The 23909-nt window shown below is 29.8% G+C and carries 21 protein-coding genes and 2 pseudogenes; 20 read left to right on the forward strand and 3 right to left on the reverse strand.

Going from position 1 to position 23909, the window contains the following annotated elements; translation table 11 throughout:
* The first annotated feature begins 45 nt into the window (after positions 1 to 45).
* A complete protein-coding gene (locus N5D03_RS08545; RefSeq protein ID WP_114999523.1) occupies positions 46 to 648 on the forward strand; it encodes a porin family protein in 603 nt (200 codons plus the stop codon).
* A gap of 54 nt (positions 649 to 702) precedes the next feature.
* The gene (locus N5D03_RS08550) at positions 703 to 1833 is read left to right on the forward strand and encodes a carboxypeptidase-like regulatory domain-containing protein (RefSeq protein ID WP_280049813.1); all 1131 of its coding nucleotides are present in this window, start codon (positions 703 to 705) and stop codon (positions 1831 to 1833) included.
* Positions 1834 to 1843: 10 nt separating this feature from the next.
* Here the strand turns inward: N5D03_RS08550 and N5D03_RS08555 are convergent, their stop codons facing one another.
* Positions 1844 to 2338: a cupin-like domain-containing protein gene (locus N5D03_RS08555; protein WP_347880917.1), complete on the reverse strand. Its 495-nt coding sequence runs from the start codon at positions 2336 to 2338 to the stop codon at positions 1844 to 1846.
* Between the two features lie 70 nt (positions 2339 to 2408).
* On the opposite strand from N5D03_RS08555, the pseudogene N5D03_RS08560 reads away from it, so the two are divergent.
* The 18 genes and pseudogenes from N5D03_RS08560 (at position 2409) to N5D03_RS08645 (ending at position 21092) form a co-directional block, all read left to right on the forward strand.
* A pseudogene (locus tag N5D03_RS08560) lies at positions 2409 to 3062 on the forward strand (ABC transporter ATP-binding protein).
* Position 3063: 1 nt separating this feature from the next.
* Positions 3064 to 4341 (forward strand): ABC transporter permease, encoded by a 1278-nt coding sequence (locus tag N5D03_RS08565; RefSeq protein WP_125350380.1) that lies wholly within the window; start codon positions 3064 to 3066, stop codon positions 4339 to 4341.
* Entirely contained in the window at positions 4316 to 4753 is a 438-nt protein-coding gene (locus tag N5D03_RS08570; RefSeq protein WP_280049822.1) for an acyl-CoA thioesterase, read from the forward strand. The genes N5D03_RS08565 and N5D03_RS08570 overlap by 26 nt, the downstream gene beginning before the upstream one ends.
* Positions 4726 to 5874, forward strand: a complete 1149-nt coding sequence (locus N5D03_RS08575) for a beta-ketoacyl synthase N-terminal-like domain-containing protein (protein WP_125350378.1) — start codon at positions 4726 to 4728, stop codon at positions 5872 to 5874. Before N5D03_RS08570 ends, N5D03_RS08575 begins: the two co-directional genes overlap by 28 nt.
* Entirely contained in the window at positions 5867 to 6406 is a 540-nt protein-coding gene (locus N5D03_RS08580) for a 3-oxoacyl-ACP synthase (RefSeq protein ID WP_125350377.1), read from the forward strand. The genes N5D03_RS08575 and N5D03_RS08580 overlap by 8 nt, the downstream gene beginning before the upstream one ends.
* A 30-nt stretch (positions 6407 to 6436) precedes the next feature.
* Positions 6437 to 6694: a phosphopantetheine-binding protein gene (locus N5D03_RS08585; RefSeq protein ID WP_019975316.1), complete on the forward strand. Its 258-nt coding sequence runs from the start codon at positions 6437 to 6439 to the stop codon at positions 6692 to 6694.
* The gene (locus N5D03_RS08590; RefSeq protein WP_280051371.1) at positions 6694 to 7890 is read left to right on the forward strand and encodes a beta-ketoacyl-[acyl-carrier-protein] synthase family protein; all 1197 of its coding nucleotides are present in this window, start codon (positions 6694 to 6696) and stop codon (positions 7888 to 7890) included. Before N5D03_RS08585 ends, N5D03_RS08590 begins: the two co-directional genes overlap by 1 nt.
* Positions 7887 to 8876: a beta-ketoacyl synthase chain length factor gene (locus N5D03_RS08595; protein WP_280051372.1), complete on the forward strand. Its 990-nt coding sequence runs from the start codon at positions 7887 to 7889 to the stop codon at positions 8874 to 8876. Before N5D03_RS08590 ends, N5D03_RS08595 begins: the two co-directional genes overlap by 4 nt.
* Positions 8873 to 9646 (forward strand): polysaccharide deacetylase family protein, encoded by a 774-nt coding sequence (locus N5D03_RS08600; RefSeq protein WP_280051373.1) that lies wholly within the window; start codon positions 8873 to 8875, stop codon positions 9644 to 9646. Before N5D03_RS08595 ends, N5D03_RS08600 begins: the two co-directional genes overlap by 4 nt.
* Positions 9630 to 10262: an outer membrane lipoprotein carrier protein LolA gene (locus N5D03_RS08605; RefSeq protein ID WP_280051380.1), complete on the forward strand. Its 633-nt coding sequence runs from the start codon at positions 9630 to 9632 to the stop codon at positions 10260 to 10262. The genes N5D03_RS08600 and N5D03_RS08605 overlap by 17 nt, the downstream gene beginning before the upstream one ends.
* A gap of 151 nt (positions 10263 to 10413) precedes the next feature.
* A complete protein-coding gene (locus N5D03_RS08610) occupies positions 10414 to 10863 on the forward strand; it encodes a hypothetical protein (RefSeq protein ID WP_280051374.1) in 450 nt (149 codons plus the stop codon).
* 56 nt (positions 10864 to 10919) lie between these two features.
* Entirely contained in the window at positions 10920 to 11291 is a 372-nt protein-coding gene (locus tag N5D03_RS08615) for a 3-hydroxyacyl-ACP dehydratase (RefSeq protein ID WP_125350372.1), read from the forward strand.
* The gene (locus N5D03_RS08620; RefSeq protein WP_280037038.1) at positions 11291 to 11773 is read left to right on the forward strand and encodes a hypothetical protein; all 483 of its coding nucleotides are present in this window, start codon (positions 11291 to 11293) and stop codon (positions 11771 to 11773) included. Before N5D03_RS08615 ends, N5D03_RS08620 begins: the two co-directional genes overlap by 1 nt.
* A 3-nt stretch (positions 11774 to 11776) precedes the next feature.
* Positions 11777 to 12960: pseudogene (locus N5D03_RS08625) on the forward strand (DUF2062 domain-containing protein).
* Positions 12953 to 16612, forward strand: a complete 3660-nt coding sequence (locus tag N5D03_RS08630) for an MMPL family transporter (protein ID WP_280051376.1) — start codon at positions 12953 to 12955, stop codon at positions 16610 to 16612. The pseudogene N5D03_RS08625 and the gene N5D03_RS08630 overlap by 8 nt, the downstream one beginning before the upstream one ends.
* Positions 16587 to 18158: an NAD(P)/FAD-dependent oxidoreductase gene (locus N5D03_RS08635; RefSeq protein ID WP_280051377.1), complete on the forward strand. Its 1572-nt coding sequence runs from the start codon at positions 16587 to 16589 to the stop codon at positions 18156 to 18158. The genes N5D03_RS08630 and N5D03_RS08635 overlap by 26 nt, the downstream gene beginning before the upstream one ends.
* On the forward strand, positions 18145 to 19806 hold the full coding sequence (locus N5D03_RS08640) for a C45 family peptidase (RefSeq protein WP_114999687.1): 1662 nt from the start codon (positions 18145 to 18147) through the stop codon (positions 19804 to 19806). Before N5D03_RS08635 ends, N5D03_RS08640 begins: the two co-directional genes overlap by 14 nt.
* Positions 19785 to 21092 (forward strand): AMP-binding protein, encoded by a 1308-nt coding sequence (locus N5D03_RS08645; RefSeq protein ID WP_280037047.1) that lies wholly within the window; start codon positions 19785 to 19787, stop codon positions 21090 to 21092. Before N5D03_RS08640 ends, N5D03_RS08645 begins: the two co-directional genes overlap by 22 nt.
* Positions 21093 to 21143: 51 nt before the next feature.
* Here N5D03_RS08645 and N5D03_RS08650 read toward each other — a convergent pair whose 3' ends face one another.
* Together N5D03_RS08650 and N5D03_RS08655 are read right to left on the reverse strand one after the other, a co-directional pair.
* Positions 21144 to 22706 (reverse strand): M20/M25/M40 family metallo-hydrolase, encoded by a 1563-nt coding sequence (locus N5D03_RS08650; protein ID WP_125350368.1) that lies wholly within the window; start codon positions 22704 to 22706, stop codon positions 21144 to 21146.
* Positions 22707 to 22834: 128 nt separating this feature from the next.
* Complete coding sequence (locus N5D03_RS08655) at positions 22835 to 23866, reverse strand: hypothetical protein (protein WP_125350367.1); 1032 nt, start codon at positions 23864 to 23866, stop codon at positions 22835 to 22837.
* Positions 23867 to 23909: the final 43 nt, after the last annotated feature.

Here is a 23909-nt window from a genome sequence, read left to right on the forward strand (position 1 = left end):
TGTATTAAAAAAAGCTTTTATTTTGTTAAAATTATACAATAACTTATGAAAAATTTAAAAACCAATCTATTAAGTTTATTTCTTTTAAGTTTATCTACTTTTTCTTTTGCTCAAATCGAATTTGGAGTTAAAGGAGGTGTTGGACTTAGTAACACAACTATTGTTCATGGAGTTTCTAAAGAGAGAGTTGGATTTTTAGTTGGAGGAGTTGCAAAATATCAATTAACTACTCGAAACGAAAATCATTATTTACAAGCCGAAGTTTTATATACTACTCAAGGTGAATATTCGTTATATAAAGAAGGTGGAGAGAAATACAAAGCTTTCTTAAATTATATCAATATTCCAATTATGTATAAATACTATTTTGATGATCAAGGAAAAGATTTCTTCGTTGAAGGTGGTCCTCAATTAGGTTTCAAAGTATCAGAAAAATTTGATGAAAATGAACCTGAAAGAGAAAATAATGTTCCAAAATCGTTTGATTTAGCTTTTAATATCGGTGGAGGTTATTCTATTGATAGAAAATACGAAATTAATTTACGCTATCAATATGGTTTAATAGATACTTACGACTATAAACGTTGGGATAATGGAACAAATCGTTCATCATTTTTAACTTTAGGAATTACATATTTCTTCAAATAAATTCAAAACCGCTTTATAGCGGTTTTTTTATTATCTTGTTTTAAAATTTAGTCAATGAATTTTAAACAAATTATTATTTTAGGTTTTTTCTTAATTAGTAGTAATCTATTTGCACAAAATACAATTAAAGGAAAAGTGATTGATGAAAAATCGCTTCCAATTATTAATGCTGAAATCTATGTCGATAATTCTACGATTAAATCAAAAACGAACGAAAAAGGTGAATTTGAACTAAGTCTTCCTAATGGACAATATAACTTAATTGTTCGTGCAAGTTTGTTTGAAAATTATATTTTGAATGTTAATACAAATCAAATTACATTTTATAAAGTAGTTTTAGAACCTGAAGTGGTAGCGTTGCAAGAAACAGTTGTTCAAGCAATATCTAAAGAAGATTGGTTGTATTATTATCAGACTTTTTTGAAATTGTTTTTGGGAAGTAATGAAGCTGCAAAAAAATGCAAAATAGAAAATTCGAAAGACTTAAGGTTTAAATATGATAAAAATACACGACAATTATCTGCTACTTCTAGAAATCCTTTAATCATTACAAACAATTACTTAGGTTATAAAATCGAGTATGACTTGGTTGATTTTAATGTTGATTTTAAGTCAAATTATGTCTTAACTCTTGGAACAGCACTTTTTACTGAGTTAAAATCATCAGCTTCTAAAGAAAAAAAATGGCAAGAAAATCGTCGTAAATCTTATTTAGGAAGTATTACTCATTTTATGAAAGCAGTTTATGAGAATAAAATTGAGGAAGAAGGATATGATATAAAACGATTGATTCGCAAGGATAATCCTGAATACATAAAATTTAAAGAAGAAACTTTGTTAGGAGGTAGAATTGAAGGTAAAGTTCCTCCAAAAATAATTACTTACTTAGTTAATCAAAAAGTTCCATCTGATAGTTTGAAAATCGTTGATAATAATAATCAGTATCTTAATTTTAAAGGATTATATTCAGTTGAATACAAAAATGAAAAAGAGGATTTGGACTATGCAAAACAGAATGGTGCAAAATATATTTCGAACCAACTTTCTATTTTCGCTATAAAAAGCGATTTATTAAAAATTGAAGAAAATGGTACATATTACCATCCTGCTAATTTGGTTGTTGAAGGATATTGGAGCTGGGAAAAAATAGCAAACATGGTTCCTATGGATTATAAAATTGAGTAATATTTAAAACCTATTTCTCAATTCCATAATAACGATGACTTTTCTTTATTGCCCATTTTTCTTTAAAATTAATCCATTTCGATTGAAATAATTTACGCATTAATTTATCGGTGTAACGCATAATAAATACATGATAAATGGTATTCATCACTTGGAAAAATTCATTAGGGAAAGCGCGTAAAGACATCGAAAATCCTGCTTCTAAATAACGATTATAATGCCAATAACCACGTGGGATAAATAAAGCATCGCCATGATTCATGACAAAATCAAAACCTTTTGCGTGTTTCAAAGCTGGGAATTTTTCGTAATCGGGATGATCATAATCAATTTCGTAAATTGTATGTACCGAAAGTGGAACTTTATATAAAGCTTTGGATTGTTTTGGATCAAACAACAAAATTCGTTTATCACCTTGGAACTGAAAATGAATGAAATCCGTCATATCGACATCATAATGCATCAAAACTTTAGCTTCACTTCCTCCAAAAAATAGTGTAGGCAAACGTTCAAAATATTTTAAACCTAGATCAGGATAAGTGAAATTTTTGAGTAATTCGGGAATTTTATCTTTGATGATAAAACAGAACGAAATTCACGGTTTACTTGGTCCAAATGGAGCAGGGAAAACAACCTTGATGTCGATACTTTCTGGATTGATTAAACCAACTTCTGGTAATGTTGTGATTCAAAATTTAAATTAAAAAATAGATTTAAAAAAGATTCAGAAAATCATTGGAATTGTTCCGCAAGAATATGCGTTGTATCCAACGTTGACAGCGCGTGAAAATTTAGAATTTTTTGGAAAAATTTATAAAGTTCCTTCAAAAGAATTAGACGAAAAGATTCAGCTTTTGACTGAAAAAGTAGGAATGTCTAAGTTTTTGGATAAAAAAATTGATTCTTTTTCGGGAGGAATGAAACGTCGCATTAATTTATTGGCAGGAATTCTTCATCAGCCAGAAATTCTTTTTTTAGATGAGCCAACTGTTGGCGTTGATATACAATCAAAAATTGCATTATTAGACTATTTACAAGAGCTTCATCAACAAGGAATGTCGATTGTTTATACATCTCATCATATGGCAGAAGCCGAAGGTTTTTGTACGCAAGTTACAATTATGAATCAAGGAAAATCAATTGTTACAGCTGAACCGAAAGAATTAATCAAGCAAGTGAATGCATATAATTTGGAGGAGGCTTTTGTTAATTTAACTAAATTATCGTGATATGTTGAGCCAACTTTTAGCATGTATAAAGAAAGAAATTTTATTACTTATTCGTGATATTGGCGGATTGGTGATTCTTTTTATTATGCCTTTGATTTTGGTTATTACGGTGACTAAAATTCAGAAAAGTACCTATGATTCTTTTGCTGAAGCGAGTATTCCTGTTCTATTTATTGATCATGATCAAGATAGTATTTCTGCGATTGTAAAAAAACATATTTCACATTCAGGAAATTTAAAAATTGTAACTGAATTAAATGGGAAAAAATTAACGGAAGATGAACTGAAAACTGAAGTTTTTAAAGGAAAATACCAAGTTGGAATTGTAATTCCAGCGAAATTATCAAAGGATTTGAATTATAAAATCAATCAGAATGTTGAGAAAATTCTGAACGAATTTGCTTTTGATAGCACGCAAGTTAAATATAATCAACAAGTAAATCCAAAAACGATTAAATTATACTTTGATCCTGCAACTTCACTGGCTTTCAAAGAAAATGTGTCGAATGTTTTGGATAAATTAATTACAGATACTGAGAATAAAAGTATTTACAAAGCATTTCAACAAGAGATGGGATCAAATGATTTAGGATTTCAAAATGAGAAGTTTATTCATTTTCAAGAGATTGTTCCCGAAGATTCTAAATCAGTTTTGAAACCAAATGTTACACAACATAATGTGCCTGCATGGACATTATTTGCGATATTTTTTATTGTTGTTCCGCTTTCTATCAACATTGTAAAAGAAAAAAGTTTAGGCACACATATTCGACTATTAACAAGTCCAATGCCTTATTCTGTTCAAATTATCGGAAAAACCATCACGTATTTAATCATAAGTTTATTGCAATTTACAATGATTTTATGTGTCGCTAAATTAGTCTTTCCATTGATTGATTTACCAGGTTTCAAAACGGATGGCATATTATTTTCTATTTACGGATTAACTGTATTTGCTTCTTTGGCAGCAATTGGATTAGGACTTTTAATAGGTACAATTGCGAAAACCCAAGAACAATCTGCACCTTTTGGAGCGACTTTAGTCGTTATTTTAGCTGCAATTGGCGGTGTTTGGATTCCAGTTTTTGCGATGTCAGATTTTATGCAACATTTCGCGAAAATATCACCGATGAATTGGGCACTCGATGGCTATTATAGTTTAATTCTGCGAAATCAATCTTTTCTTCAGATTGTTCCGAATATTATTTTGTTAACTTTGTTCTATATTATTACCTTGTTTGCCGCTATATATTATGATAAGTTCAGAAGAGAAGATTAAAACGTTAGTACATAATTCCAATTTCGCAGTACGATTCAATGAAACCCATCCGTTGGGAATCGTGTGGCATGGGAATTATATTACGTATTTTGAAGATGGAAGGGAATCTTTTGGACGTCATTTTGGGATTAGTTATTTGGATATTCAAAAAAGCGGATTTGTAATACCAATCATTAAGTCGGTTTGTGAACATAAATTTCCATTGAAATATGGCGATAAATGTAGAATAGAAACAACTTTTGAAGATACTTTGGCTGCTAAAATGATATACAAATTCAAGATTTTTAATCAAGATGAAAAATTGGTTTGTATTGGAGAAACGACTCAAGTTTTTTTAGACAACGAAGGAGATTTAATGTTAACATTGCCACCATTTTTTGAAGAATGGAAGAAAAAAGTAGGATTGTTGTAATGGAAAAAGTTTACATTAATCGTGCAAATATTTTAACACCTTTCGGAAATTCTATTCAAACCAATTGGAATGAATTGTTGAAAGGAAATTCGGCTGTTTCTAAAATTGATTCATTTGGTCATTTAAAGAATTTTTACGCTGGGAAAATTGAGAATGAAATTTTCTTAAATTTAAAAAATGAACTAAAAGATAATCAACATTATACACGATTAGAAATAATTGGTATTTCAGCTCTTCAATCTATTATTGAAAAATCAAAAATTTCACAACGAACTGCTTTTGTACTTTCAACTACAAAAGGAAATATTGATCAACTTTCTGATTCTTTAGAAAAAGCTTCAATTCCAAATTTTGCAAAGAAAATTGCAGATTATTTTGGATTTAAAACTGAACCAATTATCATTTCAAATGCTTGTGTTTCTGGAGTTTTAGCAGTTAATGTTGCAAAACGTTTCATTGAAATTGATGAGTTTGATGATGCATATGTTTTGGCTTTGGATGAGTTGACAGATTTTGTTTTGACAGGTTTCAATTCTTTTCAAGCAATGGATTTTGAATTATGTAAACCATTTGACAAAGATAGAAAAGGTGTTAATTTAGGCGAAGCTGCGGCTTGTGTTTATCTTTCAAAAAGTCAAGAAAAAAATAGTTTTCAGATCTTGGGTGAATCTTCAATTAACGATGCAAATCATATTTCTGGACCATCTCGCACGGGCGAAGGTTTGGTCTTGAGTATAGAATCTGCGATAAAAGAGGCGAATATTTCATCAAATGAAATTGATTATATTTCGGCACATGGAACGGCGACATTGTATAACGATGAAATGGAAGCAATTGCATTTCATCGTTTACAAATGGATAAAACTCCGACAAATAGTTTAAAAGCTTTTTACGGACATACATTGGGCGCTTCTGGATTGTTGGAATTAATTATTGCGATGAAGCAAGCTGAAGAAAATTTAGTTTTGAAAAGTCATAATTTTAGTGAAATAGGAACTTCAGTTCCATTAAATATTTTGAATGAAAATCTTCAAAAAGAAGTCAATATTATCTTGAAAACTTCGTCCGGTTTTGGAGGAAGTAATGCTGTAATTATTCTAAAAAAAGTTCAGAATGACTAAAGTTGAGATTAGAAACGAACAAGTTTGGTTGAATGATGAACTTCATTTTGAAGATTCTTCAGGAGATTTTGGTATATTTTCGAAAAATTTCTTTAAATCTTTCGAAATTGATTATCCAAAATTTTATAAAATGGATTATCAAAGTAAATTAGCTTTTTTAGCTGCCGAAATTTTGTTGAAAGATGAGAATACTTTAAATGAAAATCAAGATATTGCATTGGTTTTTGCAAATCGAAATTCGAGTTTAGAATCAGATTTGAAACATCAACAAAGTATTCAATCTACTGATGAAATTTTTCCGAGTCCTGCTGTTTTTGTCTACACATTAGCAAATATTTGTTTGGGTGAAGTGAGTATTCGTCATGGATTGAAGACAGAAAATGCTTTTTTTATTTCGAAAAATTTTAATGAAGAACAATTAAAAAAGTATGCGAATTATTTAATTCTAAAAAACAAAGCAAAGAAAGTTGTTTTGGCTTGGGTAGATTATTTACAAGGTGATTACGAAGCGAAAATGTACTTAATAGATTAAAAACAATATTAGTTTACAATAAAAAATACTATGGAAAATTTAATTAACGACTTAAAAGTAAAAATTATCGAAATTTTAAACCTTGAAGATGTATCAGTAGAGGATATCAAAAATGATGATCCTTTATTTGGTGACGGTTTGGGATTAGATTCAATCGATGCTTTGGAGTTGATTGTTTTATTGGATAAAGAATATGGAATCAAAATTACCGATCCAAAAGAAGGAAAAACGATCTTTCAATCGGTAGAAGTAATGGCAGACTATATTGAAAAAAATAGAACAAAATAATGCATAAAAAAGTTGGAATAACAGGAATGGGAATTATTTCGGCAATTGGTAAGAATGTCGAAGAGAATTTCGATTCATTAATTCATCAAAAGCATGGTTTATCATGCCTTGAAAATTTTGATTCTATTCATAAAAATGAAATTTTTGTAGGTGAAATTAAATTATCGAATGATGAATTAGCAACTTTTTTAAACTTATCTTCAGAGAATAATTTCTCTCGAACAGCGATGTTAGGACTAATAGCTGTGAAAGAAGCTCTGAAAAATGCAGGAATCGAAAACGTAAATGAAGTCAGAACAGGACTGATTTCTTCGACAAGTGTGGGAGGAATGGATATGACGGAAAATTATTTTTTGGATTATGAAAACCTGCCCGAGAAACAAAAGTATATTTCGAGTCACGATGCGGGCGCTTCTTCCAATCAAATTGCAAATGAAATTGGTTTGAAAGGCTTTGTTTCTACAATTAGTACGGCTTGTTCTTCGGCTGCGAATGCGATTATGTATGGAGCGCGCTTGATTAATTCAGGAAAATTAGATAGAGTGATTGTTGGCGGAACGGATGCTTTGTCAAAATTTACCATTAATGGATTCAAAAGTTTGATGATTTTGAGTGATGAGTTTAATCAACCATTTGATGAAAATCGAAAAGGTCTAAATCTTGGTGAAGCAGCAGCTTATTTAGTTTTAGAATCAGAAGAATCAGTTCAAAAGTCAAATAAAAAAGTTCTTGGTTATTTAGTTGGTGCTGGAAATGCTAATGATGCATTTCATCAAACAGCTTCGTCTGAAAATGGAGAAGGAGCGTATTTGGCGATGAAAAAAGCATTCGAAACTTCTATTATTCAGCCTTCAGAAATCGATTATATTAATGTTCATGGAACTGCAACAAACAATAATGATATAACAGAAGGTCGAGCTTTGAAGAGAATTTTCCGAGAAAATGTCCCTAATTTTAGTTCTACAAAACCATTTACAGGTCATACGTTGGCTGCTGCAGCGAGTGTAGAAGCGGTATTCAGTTTGTTGAGTATTCAACATAATCTTGTTTATCCAAATCTTAATTTTCAATCTCCGATTGAAGAGTTGAATATCTTTCCGACCACAAAATTGGAAAAGAAAGATATTGAATATGTGTTATCAAATTCGTTTGGTTTTGGAGGAAATTGTTCAACTTTAATTTTTTCTAAATCATGAAAGAAGTATTTGTAAACGGATTAGGCTTTGTAAATGTGCAATTTATAGATAAAATAACTGATGATTTTCTTCCTTTAGAAGCTTCTATTACTAAGGCAAAATCGCCTTCGTTAAAAGATATTATTTCTCCTGCGATGAGTCGTAGAATGGCTTCTGGTGTAAAAATGGGAATTTATTCTTCTCTAAAAGCATTGAATGAGGCAGGAATTAAACAACCAGAAGCAATAATTACTGGAACTGCTTTGGGTTGTTTGGTTGATTCTGAGAAGTTTTTGACAAATATTATTCAAAACAAAGAAGAGTTTTTGACGCCAACAGCTTTTATTCAATCTACGCACAATACAGTTGGTTCTCAAATTGCTTTGCATCTTGGTTGTAATGCGTATAATTTCACGTATACAAATGGTTTTAATTCGTTTGAAAATGCACTTCTAGATGGTTTTTTACAAGTTGAAAATCAAGAAGTAAATAACGTTTTGGTTGGTGGAATTGATGAAATTGGAGAAAGAACATATCAGTTGTTACAATTAATTGGTGAGATTGAATCAGAAGAAAATCAAGGAATTAAATATAGTGAAGGTGCTCATTTTTGTGTTTTATCTAATAAAAGAAATGAAAATTCTTATACAAAAGTTTTAGATGTTTCTATTTTAAATCAATTTGAAGATTTATATTCCGAAATTTTAAAATTCATTCAATTGAATCATATTGATTTAACCGATATTGATTCGATTATTTCTGGTGAAAATTTATTGAATATTAATGATTTAAATCAACTTGAGTTATTTGGATACAAAGATTTTATTGGAGAATTTGGAACTTCCTCTGCTTTCGGATTTGTGTTAGGTTGTGAATTATTGAAAAATCAAACTTTACCAAACCAATTCAAAAAGAATGACGTAAAAGCTGAAAGTTATAAAAACGTACTTTTAGTGAATGGTCATAAAGGTAAAGATTTGAGTTTAGTATTGCTTCAATCGATATGAAATTCAGAGTAGTCACAATCCTTTTTGTAGTTATACTAATTTGTTTATCAATTGGTTGTTTTACAAAAGGTTTGTCTTTTTTTTATTTGTTTATACCTTTTATTATTTGGTTGTTATTGACAATTTTTGGAGCTTTTGAAATTCGATTTAACTATTTTTTGAAAGCTTATCATCGAGGAAATAATCATTCAGAGAAAATAATTTCTCTTACTTTTGATGATGGACCGACGGAATTTACACTAAGAATTTTAACCATTTTAGAAAAAAATAGTGCGAAAGCAACTTTTTTTTGCATTGGTAGACAAATCGAAAATTATCCTGAAATTCTTGAAATAACTCATCAATCAGGACATTTGATAGGGAATCATACATTTCATCACTCTTCTAAAAATGGTTTTTATTCAACAGAAAAAATCATTGATGAAATCGTTTCTACCAATCAACTTATTGGAGAAAAAATAAACGTTACGACGAAAATTTTTAGACCACCTTTTGGTGTCACAAATCCACATATAGCAAAGGCTTTAAATAAAACACAACATAATGTAATTGGTTGGGATATTCGTTCTTTGGATACAGTTATCAATGATGAAAAAAAATTATTGAACCGAATTACTGGTCGAATAAAGCCTGGTTCTATTATTTTGATGCACGATACTTCAGACAAAACTGCGAATGTTTTAGAGCAATTATTCGTATTTTTACAAAAGGAAAATTATAAAGTAGTTCCATTAAATGAACTCTTGAAAATTGATGTATATGAAAACTAAAATCTTCATTTTATTAGCTTTTTTTCACTTGACAATTTTTGCGCAAGAAAGTAAAATGAGTAATGCTGAAATTGAGAATTTCAAAAAAGATATTATAGCTGATTCTAAGAAAATACAAACGTTGACGGCTGATTTTACACAATATAAAGTGATGAGTTTCTTGGATAAACCAATTGTTTCGAAAGGAAAATTGTACTTGCAAAATCCTAAAGCGATGCGTTGGAATTATACACAACCAATTGATTATAATGTGATTTTTAACAATGGAAAAATTTACATTAATGATGAAGGGAAAAAATCGAGTGTAGATTTACAAGGAAATAAAAAATTTGAAAAATTAAATCAATTAATTGTCGGAAGTGTAAGTGGAAATTTGTTTGATACAAACGATTTTATCATAACTTTTGCGAAAACTGATAAATCTCGAATTGCAAAATTACAACCAAAAATAAAGGATGTAAAAAAGTACATCAAAGAAATTCAGTTGACGTTTTATTCAGGTCAATCAACGGTTACAGAAGTCAAATTAATTGAACCTTCGGATGATTACACGAAAATTTTATTTACCAACAAATCTTTAAATAAAACAATAAATGCGTCTGTTTTTAATCCTTAGTTTTTTCATTTTAACCTCTTGTGGAACGACTTACAAAATTGCTGATATACAAGAACAACAAAAGGATGAAAGGGAGTTTTTGAACCCATATTTTAGTTCAACTGATAAAGAGTATAGTTATTGTTTCAAGATTACGTTCATGAAAAAGGAAATGAAAGGTAATTTTGTTGTGAAAAAATTGGGTTACAACTCGCATCGTGTGGTAATGACGTCTGATTTTGGGAATACGTTATTCGATTTGTCAGTTACAGACCACGATTATACATTGAATTATGTAATGCCAGATTTGAAAAAAAAAGTGGTTGTAAAAACTCTTGCAGAAGATTTACAAGCTATTTTTAAGAATGATTTTCAAGTTGATGAGCATATAAAAACGACAGATCAAACGATTTTAAAATCAAAAGAAGTGAGTTTAATTTTTGCTAAGAATGAATCAAATTATTTTCAAGAATTGGTTCATTTAAAGAATAATAAAATAAAAACGATTAATCAATTTTCTGGAGATCAAACAGATTTTCCTGATCAGATTTTAATCAAACATAATCACTTCAATTTAAGTATCACACTTACAAAAGTAAATATACAATTAGAGGAAGAGTAAACTAAGGTACAATTCATCTTTTTTTAGATTATATTTGTAACTCAAAACTATTACAAATGCTTATTCCTAATCTATATATCATTAAAAATACTGAGAAAATTGATGAAAATAATTTTAAAGTTCAAATTGAATTAAATCCAAATCATCAAGTTTTCGAAGGTCATTTTCCAAATAACCCAATTACACCTGGTGTTTGCATGATGCAGATAATAAAGGAGATAACAGAAGGTTTTGTTTCGAAAGATTTGTTTTTGTCTAAAGTTTCGAATGTGAAATTTATGGCGACAATAAATCCGTTTATTAATCCTATTTTGGATTTGAGTTTGAATGTTGTTTGTGAAAATAATGAAGTGAAAGTGAAAAATTCTTCATTTTTTGAAACGACAAATGCGTTAAAATTTAGTGCAATTTATAAAGTTTTAGATTAATGAAAACTCTATTATCTATTTTTTTATCGGTTTCATTTTTCTTTGGATTAACCTTATCCGAATTGAGAACAGATTTTGAAAACGCTTCAAAATCATCGAATAATGTATCTATTTTGTATAATAAATTAGATAATTATTCAGGTGATAATCAAACAATTATTGCATATAAAGGTGCGTCTAAAATTCTGAAAGCAAGGTATATAAAAGATAAGGAAACGAAGAAACAATATTTTACAGATGGAGCAACTTTGATCAATAATTCGATAAAAAAGGACTCGAAAGATGTTGAAAATCGTTTAATTCGATTGATTATTCAAGAGAATATTCCAAAGTTTATCAAATACAATCAAAATATACAAGAAGATAAAACATTTATTGTCGAAAATTATAGTTCTGCACCAAAAGAAGTTAAAACTTTGGTGAAATCGCACGCCAAAAAATACAATACTTTTACAGCGCAACAGCTGAAAAAACTAAATTAATCAATGGATTTTTCGATTATTCGACATAAAATAGACGAACAAAAAGTTTGTGTACTTATTCCGACTTACAACAATCATAAAACATTGAAGCGTGTGATTGACGGAGTTTTAGATTACACGAATCAAATTATAGTTATAAATGATGGATCGACGGATTCTACTTCTGAAATTTTAAAAGATTATCAGAATCAGTTTATTGTTGTTGAACTTTCAGAGAACAAAGGAAAAGGAAATGCACTACGTATTGGTTTTAAAACTGCGCGAGAAAAAGGCTACCAATATGCATTGACAATCGATTCGGATGGTCAACATTTTCCACATGATATTCCAAATTTTATTACAGAATTAGATCAAAAAAATAAACCTGTTTTAATTATTGGAAGTCGTCAAATGGAACAAGATGGAATTCCGAAGAAAAGTAGTTTTGGAAATAAGTTTTCTAACTTTTGGTTTTGGTTCGAGACTGGAATTAAGCTGAATGATACACAATCTGGTTATCGTTTGTATCCGTTGAAATTTATTCCGAAAAAGTTTTGGACAAATAAATTCGAATTCGAAATTGAGATTATTGTACGAACAGCTTGGAAAGGAGTTGAGGTGACCAATATTCCGATTGATATTTTGTACGATCCAAACGAACGAGTTTCACATTTTCGTCCATGTCAAGATTTTACGCGAATTAGTATTTTGAATACTTTTCTGGTTTTTTTGACAATTTTTTACATCAAACCACGAAATTTTTTCTTCAGTTTCAAAAAAAAAATATACGAACATTCATTAAAGAAGATATCCTAGGAAGTAATGATAGTAATAAAGTAAAAGCGCTTTCAATTGCTTTGGGAATTTTCCTTGGAATCGCTCCATTTTGGGGCTTTCAAACTTTTTTATCCATTTTTTTAGCGTCGATGTTTCGTCTTAATAAAGTGATTAGTTTCTTTTGTTCCAACATTAGTATTCCGCCAATGATTTCGATAATTATTTATCTTTCTTTGTTGACTGGGGGATTTATTTTGCAAGACAATTTTCAATTGGATTTGAGTTTGGTTTCTTTTGAAATTATCAAAAAAAATCTGCTTCGTTATATTGTCGGAAGCCTAGTTTTAGCAACTTTTTGTAGTATTGTTAGTGGAATTGTAAGTTATTTTTTGTTAACTTATTTCAGTCAAAAGAAGGTTAAGAATGCATAAATTTTTCTATAACATATTTTTACAAATCAAAGCGAATAAATGGTTGAGTGTATTGTTTTTTATTCTCTTTTTAGTTGCTTGTGCATTTTTTGCAAATCGACTAAAATTTGAAGAAGATATTACGCGAATCATTCCGAAAGATGAGAAAAATGATGCAATGGCAAAGGTTATTGCTCAATTAAAATTTACGGATAAAGTTGCGGTGATTATCGAAAAAGATAAAGCTGGAACGCTTGATGATATGACGGCACAGGCAACAGATTTTTTAGATAGTGTTCAGCCGTTAAATAACTATTATAATGATATTCAGGGGCAATATGATTTAGATAATTTTGCTTCGACTTTTGATTTCGTTCATCAAAATTTGCCACTTTTTTTAGAGAAAGAAGATTATAAAAAGTTAGAACAAAAACTCTTAAAAGATTCGATTGCTTCTATTGTTGAAAGTAATTACAAAAGTTTGATTACACCGACTGGAATTGTTTCAAAAGAATTTATGTTGAAAGATCCGCTTGGGTTGACTTTTGTTGCATTAAATCGTTTAAAAGAAAAGATTTTGACGGATGATTTCGAAGTTTACAATGGATTTATTGTGACGAAAGATCATTCGAAATTATTTCTTTTTATCAATCCTAAATTTTCAGGAAGTGAAACAGAACATAATACTGAATTTGTTAATCGTTTAGAAGAAATTCAACAGCATTTAAATCCAGAATATAGCGGAAAATCAACATTGAGTTATTTCGGTTCAAGCTTTATTGCAGTTGCGAATGCAAAACAAATTAAACAAGATATTATAACAACCGTTTTGATTTCGATGATTACATTAATGATCATTTTAATTGTATTCTATCGAAAAATTTACATTCCGATAATTATTTTTATTCCTTCCGTTTTTGGTTTTTTCTTCGCTTTGGCACTTTTGTATTTTATTCAAGGTACAATTTCTGCAATTTCATTGAGTATTGGAGCAGTTTTATTAGGAATAACAATTGATTATTCGCTGCATATCATGACGCATTATAAGCACAATAGCGATTCTAAAACATTGTTTAGAGAGATTACGAAACCGTTAATCATGAGCTGTACGACAACAGCGATTGCATTTTTGTGTTTACTTTTTGTGAAATCAGATGTGTTGAAAGATTTAGGAATTTTTGCTGGAATAACAGTTATTGTTTCTGGTATTTTTTCTTTATTGATTATTCCACATTTATATCATCCAAAACAAGATGCGATTGAAAATAATTCTTCAATAATAGAGAAGTTAGCGTTCTTTTCATTTCATAATAACAAGATATTGATTGGTGCTTGTGTTCTTTTGATTATTGTGAGTTGTTTTACGTTTAATAATGTCAATTTTGATAAAGATTTATCCAAATTGAATTACGTTCCAACCGATCAAAAAATAGCGGAACAAAAGCTAGAAACTTCTTCAAATTCTATCTCAAAATCGTTGTATGTTGTCAATTATGGAAACAATGTAGAAGATGTTTTAAATCAAAATATTGCGTTAACAAATAAGCTTGAACTAGCAGAAAATAAGGATGAGATTTTAAGTTATAATTCCATTCAATCGTTGGTTTTACCAATTTCAGTTCAACAAGAAAAAATTAAAGATTGGGAAAATTTTTGGACTTCAGAGAAAGTGAATTTTGTGAAAAATGAGTTTATCAAGGATGGAAAAAAATATGGTTTTAAAGAAGAAATTTATACTCAATTTTTCTCAATTTTCGATAAAGCATATAAACCTTTAAAATTAGAAGATTACCGCGCGTTTAATCCTTCGCTTTTTGAAGAATTTGTTTCTCATAAAAATGGTTTTTATACGATCTCAACTTTAGTAAAATTAAAAGAAGAAAGCCGAGAAAATTTTGTTCAACAATATCATAATAAAGAAACAATTGTAATTGATCGTAAACAGTTAAACGAAAACTTTTTAGGAAATTTAGCTACTGATTTTAATAATCTTGTCAATTACTCATTTATTGCTGTTTTATTAATATTGTGGTATTTCTTTCGACGTATCGAATTGGTTATTATTAGTGCGATTCCTATCGCATTATCAGGTTTGGTTACAGCTGGATTGATGGGACTTTTTGATATTAAATTCAATATTTTCAGTAGTATTGTATGTACATTAGTTTTTGGTCATGGAGTAGATTTTAGTATTTTTATGACGAGTGCTTTACAAAAAGAATATACGACTGGAAAAGATGAAATGCCTACTTATCGCACTTCGATTTTATTAGCAGTTATCACGACAATTTTAGCAATTGGAGCGTTAATTTTTGCCAAACATCCAGCGTTAAAATCAATTGCATCAGTTTCGTTAGTTGGAGTTGTGGCAGCGCTAGTGATTACATTTATTTTCTACCCAATTTTATTTCGATTTTTCATCTCAAATCGTCCTAAAAAAGGTAAAAGTCCAATGACGTTGTGGTTAGCAATTCAAAGTGGAATTTTCTTCATTTATTTTGGATTATTTGGTACGGTAACTTCATTAATTCTTCGATTTTTGATGCTTATTTTACCAATTTCGAAAGAAAGAAAATATGCACTTTTTGGATGGGGAATGTCAACTTTTATGAAATCTGTGTTGATGTTAAAGCCAACTGTTGTCAAGAAAATTATTAATCCAAATCAAGAAGACTTCAAGAAACAGTCAATCATAATTGCGAATCACACTTCGTTCTTGGATACGTTGGCGATTGGAATGTGTACGCCTAAAATTGTGTTCTTAGTGAACGATTGGGTTTATAAATCGCCGATTTTTGGTCGAGCTGTGAAAATGGCAGGTTTTTATCCTGTTTCAAACGGTGTTGAAAATAATATTGAAGAGATTAAAACTCGAATTGGGAATGAGTTTTCGTTGATGATTTTCCCTGAAGGAACACGTTCTCGAACGAATAATATTAATCGTTTTCATAAAGGTGCATTTTATTTGGCGGAGAAATTGAAACTTGATATTTTACCAATTTATATTCATGGAAATTCAGAGATTATTCCAAAAGGAGATTTTTTAATTTTTGATGGACATATTTATTCAATAATAGGTAAAAGAATTGCTTGGAATGATGAAAACTATGGTTTGAATTATTCAGAACGAACTAAAAGAATCAGTAAGGAATTTAAAAATAATTTTCAAGAAATTCGAGATAAATATGAAGATAAAAACTATTGGAAACAGAAATTATTTTTAAGTTTTTTGTACAAAGAATCTGAAATTATTCAAGTTGTAAAAAAGGATTTTAGTTTGAATAAATCTGTTTATCATCAATTAAATAATGCATTTACAAAAGATGAAAAAATAGTTCATTTTTCGAATGATTTTGGACAAATTGATTTTTTATTATTGATGCAACAAGCAAACCGAAAAATAATAACGTTTGTAAAAGAGGAAGAAAAGCGAGAGATTGCAGCAACAAATTACATTACAAAAATTCGTTCGTTAGAATATCGTTCTGATCTTGATGTTATAGATGATTATAAGACGCTTTTAATTTCTACTGATATTGAAAATATTTATCAAGAAACAATAAATCAATTTGAGAAAATTGTTGTTTTAAAGAATAGAAATATTGACGAATCACTTTTTACAAGTTTTGCCCAACAAACCGAAACAAATGAATACACAATTTACACAAAATAATTCTGAATCTCATTACGATGTAGTCGTTATTGGTAGTGGTTTGGGAGGACTTGTTTCTGCGCTTATTTTGGCAAAAGAAGGAAAGAAAGTTGTTGTATTAGAAAAGAACAATCAGTTTGGAGGGAATTTGCAAACTTTTGTTCGAAATAAAACAATTTTTGATACTGGTGTTCACTATGTTGGAGGTTTGGATAAAGGAGAAAATTTTTATAACTATTTCAGTTATTTGAATATATCCGACAAATTGAAATTGCGCCAGTTGAATAAAAATGGTTTTGATATGATTTCGTTTGATGATGATTCTCAGGAATATCCAATTGCGCAAACGTATCAGAATTTTGTTGATCAATTAGCTGTTTTTTTTCCTGAAGAGAGAGAAAATTTAATCAAATACAGCAAAAAATTAGAGGAAATTTGTTCTGCTTTTCCTATGTATAATTTGAATATCGGAACTTTTGCTGATGAAGAAGATTTTTTGTCGCTTAATGCGAAAGAATACATCGATTCGGTTTTCACAAATAAGCGTTTGAAAGCGGTTTTAGTAGGAAATAATTTTCTTTATGTAGGCCAAGCAGAGAAAACGCCTTTGTACATACACGCGCTTTCGGTTAACTCTTATATACATTCGGCTTGGCGATGTGTAAATGGAGGAAGTCAAATCGCAAAACTTTTGATCAAAGAACTGAAGAAATATGGTGGTGAAATTTATAAATACCAAGAAATAAAATCATTTGTACAAAACGAGAATGAAGAAGTAATTGGTTGTAAAACAACAAAAGGAAAACGTTTCTTTGGTAATTTATTCATTTCGAATATTGACATTAAAAAAACAATAGATATGTTAGGCGAGCGTAAGTTTGGTAAACCATTTTCTCGACGCGTCAAAAGCTTGGAAGTAACGCCTTCTGCATTTACTATTTATATTGTTTTTAAGCCAAAAAGTTTTTCCTATATCAATCATAATATTTATCATTTTAACTCGATAAATGATGTGTGGGACAGCTACGAAAAAACTACAAATGATTGGCCAAATACATACATTGCAACATTTAGTATGGATCAACAAGATGAAGAGTATTCGGAAAGTATGACGGTTATGACGTATATGATGTTTGATGAAGTACAAAAATGGGAAGAATCGTATAATGTTGATATAAATGATAATTACGGAAATAGAGGAGAAGAATATGAAGAATTTAAACGTCAGAAAACGGAATTAATCATTCGTAAATTAGAGAAAAAATTTCCTGATATTAGAGAAAAAATTTCTTCAATTCATACTTCTACGCCTTTATCTTATCGCGATTTTATAGGTTCTGAAAAAGGAAATATGTATGGATATTTGAAAGATAGTAATCATCCGATGAAAACATTTATTTCACCAAGATCAAAAGTAAAAAATGTTTTTTTTACTGGTCAGAATGTCCGTGTTCATGGAGTTTTGGGTGTAACGGTTGGTGCATTTGTAACGTGTTGCGAAATCCTTGGGGCTGACTATTTAATGAATAAAGTTCATCGTGAAATAAAACTAAATGCGAATGAATAAAACTATTTACTTTTTTACGTTTATTTTTTTTACGTTTATATCTTGTGGCATTAGAAAAAGTTTAGAAAATCGTCCTGATTTGTCTACTTTTCAATCAAAACAATATAGTAGAAATGAGATCAATGATTCACTTTTTTATATTGAAAATAATTTTTTAAAGAAAAATAAAACACAAAATTGGGAACTTTTTGTTTCGGGAGATCCGTTAGAAATTGGTCAAAAAACAGGTGTTTTAACGAAAGAATTATATGCTTTTCAAGAGCAATCTTTCATGAATTTGATAACTGATTTTATTCCTTCTGAAAAGCGCAGAAAATTTCTTTTCAAAGTACTCAAATATTATAATCGAGATTTACATAAATATGTCAATAATGAATATAAAGTACAAATTTATGGACTTTCTGAGTCTGCAAATAATCGCTACGATTCGTTAATAGATAAATATAATCGCAATCTTTTTTTGCATGGGGCGCACGATATAGGACATGCTATGCATGATTTGATGTTGGTTGGTTGTTCATCTTTGGCTGTTTTGGATAATAAATCTGAAGATGGAGGTTTGTTGATTGGTCGTAATTTTGACTTTTATGCAAATGATGATTTTGCGAAGAATAAAATAATTTCGTTTATCAAGCCAAATTCTGGTTATCCATATATGTCGGTGACTTGGGGTGGAATGATTGGTGTTTCGTCTGGAATGAATCTGGAAGGGCTTACAGTAACGATAAATGCGGGAAAATCTTCTATTCCACTTAAAGCAAAAACGCCCATTTCTCTCGTTGCTTTAGAAATTTTACAATATGCCTCAACGATTGATCAAGCAATTGAAATAGCAAAGACTAAAAAGGTTTTCGTTTCTGAGAGTATCATGATTGGTAGTTCAAAAGATCATCGTGTGGTGTTGATAGAAATTTCTCCTAAAAAGTTTGGTGTTTATGAAGTTCAAAATCAACCTTATTTAGCTTGTACTAACCATTTTCAGAGTGATGTTTATTTGGATGATAAGCGAAATAATATTCAAAAAGAGGAAAGTCATTCGGTTTATCGTTTTGAAAAAATTGAAGAACATCTTTCGAATGAAAATAAGCTAAATCCCACTAAAATGGTTGAATTATTGCGTGATACAAATGGTTTGAAAAACACTAAATTAGGTTACGGAAATGAAAAGGCTTTGAATCAACTATTGGCGCATCACGCAGTTGTTTTTCAACCAGATAAACGATTGGTTTGGGTTTCGTCAAATCCATATCAATTAGGTGAGTTTACAGCTTATGATTTGAATAAAATTTTTAATGATTCTATTTCAAATTATATGTTAAATGTAGATAGTTTGAGAATAGAAAAAGACAAGTTTGTCTTATCTGCTGATTATTCTAATTATGAAAAATATCGTGAACAAACACACCAAATAAGTAAGTTGATAAAAGAAAATAAGAAAATTGATGAAACTTTTTTAACAAGTTACATTCAAAATAATCCTGATTTTTGGTTGGTTTATGACAAAGTTGGTGATTATTATTTTCAGCAGAAAGATTATCAACAAGCGAGTTTTTATTATAAATTAGCATTGACAAAGGAGGTGACTACAGTTCCTGACCGAAATAAAATTCAGAAAAAATTATCCAAATGTTCTCGAAAAACGCGTTAACATCCTTAGAACTTCAATCTTTAGAAGAGATTAAAGAATTTCAAAATCAGAAACTTCAAGAACAGATAAAGTATCTTGCGACGCATTCCAAATTTTATCAAGATTTATTCAAAAAATATCAAATTGATTGGAAATCTATTCAAACAACGGAAGATTTAAAATTAATTCCTGTTACAACGAAGAATGATTTGCAACAATATAATTTTGATTTTTTATGTGTTCCATTAACTGAAATTATTGATTACTCAACAACTTCTGGAACTTTAGGTGATCCTGTAACATTTGGTTTGACGGATAAAGATTTAGATCGTCTGGCAGCAAATGAAATGAATTCTTTTCAACGAATTGGGGTTCAAAAAGGTGATGTTGTACAATTGATGACAACGATTGATCGTCGTTTTATGGCTGGTTTGGCGTATTTTCTTGGTTTGAGAAAAATAGGCGCGGGCGTTATTCGTGTTGGTGCTGGAGTTCCGCAATTGCAATGGGATTCTATTTTAAAATATCAACCCAAATTTTTGGTTGCTGTTCCATCTTTTTTATTGAAAATGTTAGATTATGCAGAGAAAAATAACATCGATTATCAAAATTCATCCGTAAAATCGGTTTTGTGTATTGGAGAGTCGTTGCGTGATAAAGATTTGAATTCGTCTTTGTTGGCGCAAAAAATAAATTCGAAATGGGATATTCAACTTTTTTCGACTTATGCTTCAACCGAGATGGGAACAGCGTTTACAGAATGTAATGAATCGGTTGGAGGACATCATCAGCCAGATTTGATTATCACAGAAATTTTAGACGAGAATAATGAAGTTGTACAAGATGGTGAATTAGGTGAATTGACAATTACAACATTAGGAATAGAAGGAATGCCTTTATTGCGTTTTAAAACAGGTGATTTAGTACGCAAACATTCCGATAAATGTAAATGCGGGAGTAATTCGTATCGATTAGGACCAGTTGAAGGTAGAAAGCAACATATGATAAAGTACAAAGGAACAACCTTGTATCCGCCAGCTTTACATGATATTTTGAATCATTTTGATGAAATCAAATTACATTTAATCGAAATTTATTCGAACGAATTTGGAACAGATGAAATTTTAATTCGATTAGTTTCAACAGACGAAACCGATGATTTTTTAGCAAAAATAAAAGATTATTTCAGAGCAAAATTACGCGTAACGCCTTCTATAAAATTTGAAACTTTTGAAGAATTACAATCAATTGTTTTCAAGCCAGAAAGTAGAAAACCAATTACGTTTGTTGATTATAGAGAAAGTTAAATATATGAAATAAAAAGTCCACTGAAAGTGGACTTTTTATTTGAAAATATCTTATTTTAAATAAGTATCAGAATTTCTTGCCGGGCTTTTAACCTCTGGCCATTCTTGCTGTTTTCCGTCTCTACCATTAGGTAAAATACGACGCTCACGACTTACTAAATCTTTTTCTTGATCTGCCATCATCGTTAAAGTAGCACTCAAAATTGCATTCGTTTGTACTTCTTCAAAAACGATTTTATCATACGTATCTTTGTTTGTGTGCCAAGTATACGTACCGTAACCCCAATTTAATGAACTAAGTCCGAAAGCTGGCGCTCCTGCAGCGATAAAAGATGCATGATCCGATCCTCCACCACTTGGCATTCCAGGGAAATCTGTCTTGATTTCTTTCGTAATAAAATTAGGAACAGCTTGTAACCAGCGCGTCATGTATTCATATGATTTTTCAAAACCAGATCCATTGATGTTTACTACACGTCCTGTTCCATTATCTTGGTTAAATACAGCTTGAGTGTTTTTAATAATTTCTGGATGATCTTCTACAAAAGCACGAGAACCATTCAATCCTTGTTCTTCACTTCCCCATAAACAAATCAAAATTGTACGTTTGTTATTTGGGTATAATTTTTTGATTGTACGAATTGTTTCCATCATTGTGATAGTTCCAGTTCCGTTATCTGTTGCTCCTTGCGCTCCATCCCAAGAATCGAAGTGAGCAGAAAGAATAATGTACTCGTTTGGTTTTTCTTTTCCTTTAATTTCTCCAATAATATTGAATGTTTTCGCAACTCCATTGTGTTTAGATTGTGCATTAACAGTCAATTTTGGAGCAGTTCCATTTTCAGCTAAACGATATAACATTCCGTAATCTTCATTCGAAATATCTAACATTGGGATAGTTTTCGTTTTTGCACCAAAAATTCTATTTGCTCCCATAATTCCTGTCCAATAAGAAATTGCAACCGCTGCAGCTCCATTTTTCTCAAAAACTTCTGGAAGTGTATTGTTGTTGTAACCTGTCACTTTTATAGAATTTGCCCAAGCTTCGGCTTCAGCTTTTCTTGTTTCAGTAACTTTTTTATACAAATCCTCTAAACCAAAATCTTTGTATTGATAATCAGAACGTCCATATGATTGGTTTTGTGACATCAAAACAACTTTTCCTTTTACAGAAGGTAACCATGCGTCAAATTCAGCTTTTGTTTTGAAAACAGGCATTGCGATAGCATCTGCATTCACAGCTTTTTTAGTTGCTGGTGACCATGCTAATTGAGTAGCTTCGATAGATTTTGCTCTTGGATACGTCATATCAACATGCGTTATTCCGCGCTCCCATGCTTTCCATGTTCCATAATCTTCACGGCGGGCATCAATTCCCCAAGATTTCAACGTTTTAATTGCCCATTCTCCTGCTTGATCCATTTGTGGAGTTCCTACTAAACGAGGTCCGATTCCGTCTAATAATTCGTGCGAAATTTTCTTCAACTGCGAATTATTTTGAATTTCGGTTACAAAACTTTGTACAGTTGGGTCTAATTTTTCTTGTGCTTGCGCATGTACCGCAATAGACGATAATACAATTGTAGAGTAGGTTAATGTGTTAATCAATTTCATAATTAAAGTAATTTCGTGTGATAAATTTTACAAATTAGGTCTAAAATAGAATATTTTGTGAAATAAAAAAAGACATCTACGGATGTCTTTCATGTATTTGTGTTTTTTTGAAAATATAATATTGTTTTTTAATTATCTTTCATCTTAATGAATCGATTATTTTGCAGTACAAATATTTTATCAGGGTTATACGCATGACTCTTTTTTGATTCTTCATTTAATGGAAAAACCGTAATTGCTAAAACAGGAAAATCATTGAAACTAAATATTTGTAAATTAATATTTTTATATAAATATTCGTCCTGAGAAAAATTTGCATCAAGTAAATTGTAATAATTAATTAATTCGACATCACTCATAATACTTTCGGTTAAATTTTCTGGATGATAACCAACAAATAATAAACCTCCCTGACCATGCAGCATTGCATAAATATTTTTTTCAATTTCTTTCGGACAATTCTTTTCTAAAAACTGAACATAATCAAAATCTTGATAATGAAAAAGATGATCGTAAAGACAATCTAAAATAAATTCTCGGTTCGAAATATTATTTATAAAAAATTGTCTTGTTGAGTTATTCCACAAAAAAGGTGTGTCTAAAATTTCAAAATGATCAGCTTTAATATCAAAATTTGAGAATAGATTTTTATTTAATTTTATTGCATCTATTTGTTCTTCAAAACCTAAGTTTTTCAGTAATTTATATTCATTTATTAAACTGTTGAGTTGTTCAGAATAATTAATTTGTTCAAAATTTTTTAAAGAATAAATTTCATATTCGTTATCTTTTTTTAAAGTATCGAAATCTTCATTTAAAACAAAAGATAAACTGATTCCATAAGGAAAAACAGTTTCATTTGGAGTGATAAAAATAGCTTCTTGATTAACTAGTTTTAAACGTTTGTAATTATTTCCGTTAGGAAAATTGATTTCAGTATTTATTCGATCAATTGCTTTTGGTTGAATAAAATTACTTTCAATTTGTAGCAAACCTTCATTTGAAATAATTTCGATGTAATTTTCAAGAAAACTAAAAGCATCCAACCTGTTTTTTAATCCATTATCCGAATTAAATTCAGTTGTTTGAAATTCTTTTGAGCTTGTGCAAAAACGTGTTTTTACAACATAAGTTATTGTAGATAAAATGTTTTTGTGCATAGTTGAATTTTAATCTTTTGTAAATGTAAAAGATTAGTTTTTA

This window comes from Empedobacter sp. GD03861, assembly GCF_029840885.1.
Lineage (GTDB): Bacteria > Bacteroidota > Bacteroidia > Flavobacteriales > Weeksellaceae > Empedobacter > Empedobacter falsenii_B.

Coding starts and splice junctions, on each gene's coding strand:
- N5D03_RS08545 (WP_114999523.1), top strand. CDS start 46: ATGAAAAATTTAAAAACCAATCTATTAAGTTTATTTCTTTTAAGTTTA.
- N5D03_RS08550 (WP_280049813.1), top strand. CDS start 703: ATGAATTTTAAACAAATTATTATTTTAGGTTTTTTCTTAATTAGTAGT.
- N5D03_RS08565 (WP_125350380.1), top strand. CDS start 3,064: ATGTTGAGCCAACTTTTAGCATGTATAAAGAAAGAAATTTTATTACTT.
- N5D03_RS08570 (WP_280049822.1), top strand. CDS start 4,316: ATGATAAGTTCAGAAGAGAAGATTAAAACGTTAGTACATAATTCCAAT.
- N5D03_RS08575 (WP_125350378.1), top strand. CDS start 4,726: ATGGAAGAAAAAAGTAGGATTGTTGTAATGGAAAAAGTTTACATTAAT.
- N5D03_RS08580 (WP_125350377.1), top strand. CDS start 5,867: ATGACTAAAGTTGAGATTAGAAACGAACAAGTTTGGTTGAATGATGAA.
- N5D03_RS08585 (WP_019975316.1), top strand. CDS start 6,437: ATGGAAAATTTAATTAACGACTTAAAAGTAAAAATTATCGAAATTTTA.
- N5D03_RS08590 (WP_280051371.1), top strand. CDS start 6,694: ATGCATAAAAAAGTTGGAATAACAGGAATGGGAATTATTTCGGCAATT.
- N5D03_RS08595 (WP_280051372.1), top strand. CDS start 7,887: ATGAAAGAAGTATTTGTAAACGGATTAGGCTTTGTAAATGTGCAATTT.
- N5D03_RS08600 (WP_280051373.1), top strand. CDS start 8,873: ATGAAATTCAGAGTAGTCACAATCCTTTTTGTAGTTATACTAATTTGT.
- N5D03_RS08605 (WP_280051380.1), top strand. CDS start 9,630: ATGTATATGAAAACTAAAATCTTCATTTTATTAGCTTTTTTTCACTTG.
- N5D03_RS08610 (WP_280051374.1), top strand. CDS start 10,414: ATGAAAGGTAATTTTGTTGTGAAAAAATTGGGTTACAACTCGCATCGT.
- N5D03_RS08615 (WP_125350372.1), top strand. CDS start 10,920: ATGCTTATTCCTAATCTATATATCATTAAAAATACTGAGAAAATTGAT.
- N5D03_RS08620 (WP_280037038.1), top strand. CDS start 11,291: ATGAAAACTCTATTATCTATTTTTTTATCGGTTTCATTTTTCTTTGGA.
- N5D03_RS08630 (WP_280051376.1), top strand. CDS start 12,953: ATGCATAAATTTTTCTATAACATATTTTTACAAATCAAAGCGAATAAA.
- N5D03_RS08635 (WP_280051377.1), top strand. CDS start 16,587: ATGAATACACAATTTACACAAAATAATTCTGAATCTCATTACGATGTA.
- N5D03_RS08640 (WP_114999687.1), top strand. CDS start 18,145: ATGCGAATGAATAAAACTATTTACTTTTTTACGTTTATTTTTTTTACG.
- N5D03_RS08645 (WP_280037047.1), top strand. CDS start 19,785: ATGTTCTCGAAAAACGCGTTAACATCCTTAGAACTTCAATCTTTAGAA.
- N5D03_RS08650 (WP_125350368.1), bottom strand. CDS start 22,706: ATGAAATTGATTAACACATTAACCTACTCTACAATTGTATTATCGTCT.
- N5D03_RS08655 (WP_125350367.1), bottom strand. CDS start 23,866: ATGCACAAAAACATTTTATCTACAATAACTTATGTTGTAAAAACACGT.